The organism is Vibrio fortis (genome assembly GCF_000695685.1).
Classification (GTDB): Bacteria; Pseudomonadota; Gammaproteobacteria; order Enterobacterales; family Vibrionaceae; genus Vibrio; species Vibrio fortis_A.
In genome coordinates this window covers 1-1,219 of sequence record NZ_JFFR01000007.1, presented here as the reverse complement: position 1 = coordinate 1,219, position 1,219 = coordinate 1, and the positions used below count along the sequence as shown (strand labels likewise).

The 1,219-nt window shown below is 41.4% G+C and carries 1 protein-coding gene; it reads right to left on the bottom strand.

Annotation, left to right across the window (positions count from 1 at the left end; genetic code table 11):
- Window positions 1-261 precede the first annotated feature (261 nt).
- Window positions 262-1,125 carry a YDG/SRA domain-containing protein gene (locus tag VFDL14_RS16365; protein WP_019278119.1) on the bottom strand — a complete coding sequence of 288 codons (864 nt, stop codon included), beginning with the start codon at window positions 1,123-1,125 and terminating at the stop codon, window positions 262-264.
- Window positions 1,126-1,219 lie beyond the last annotated feature (94 nt).

Below are 1,219 nucleotides of genomic sequence, written 5' to 3'. Positions count from 1 at the left end.
GAGCAATCCACGTATATCAGCATGAGAACCGACGACATTACTTGCTTCATCTATGTGATAACACTATCCCCTAAATAACAAAAAAGGCTCTATAAATGCGGGAGCAGAAACTTCTACGCTCTTATTGACAGTGGGGGTCATATCAACGCCCGCTTAAGTGGTGAGCAACGCACCACTAAACCTAACCCATTGTGCCATAAACACTAAAACTGAAGTAGAAGCAAAAGTGCCAAGCATTGTGAATCCCTCTTAAATTGCTTGTTATGTATATTTTGCATAGTGGTTCCGATGGTAGGTAATAAAGTTAATGCCTATTTTGTGCTTTTTATTTGTACGTAGACACCCTTCCATCCCAATCAAACTTAAGTCGTCAGCTACTGTAAACATTCCGTTATCAAACATCACATGGTGGTTGGGGCATAAGCAGAGTATATTTTCTGAAACATCAGGACCATTATGTGGACTTCCTAGAGGCTTTATATGTGCTGCTTCAGCATATAAACCAACCCCCGTATCTATAGCCAAACCACAAACCTGACAACGATACCCGTGCCATTTTTTTACTTTTTTCGCAATATTTGTATCGCGAACAACTCTTTGAACTGTAGTCTGTGTACGTTTTACTGGGCCATATCCTGCCGGAGGAACTTGTATTTTATAAATGGCTTTATCAAAGTCATCTATTGCAATTAATCGATATCTCCAAACTCTAAACCCAGAGATTCCTTTCTCACACCAATACTCAACGACACGGTATAGGCCGGCATATTGGAAGCCTTTTGAAGGAGAGTAATCGCTACTATGTTCATGACTTCTAACAACTCTAACAGGGAAACCTTCTAATGTGTTCTTAGCTAAAGCAAGATTCCATTTTTTAAGCTCTTGGTTAGCTATTTGTTTCCCAGTATTTTCATCCCTGCCGCCAGCGCCTGTATAAATGATTTCATTACCAAAGTCTTCATCATCCTCGTACCCACCAGAGAGTACAATAGAGTCAGCGCCTTCATTTTCTCCACCACTAATACCAGCCTGCGTCGGTAAGTGAATACCAGCGGCTCTGAGAGCTGCTCGATTTTCGAAAACATCTCCAACCTCAATACCGGGAACATGTCCAAAATGTCTCATATATCTCCTATATACATAGACATAATGACCCCCACGAGGTGCTAGCCTCCAATATCGTGGGTTAGCTAAAAGCCAGAGCCATAATTAGTGCGTC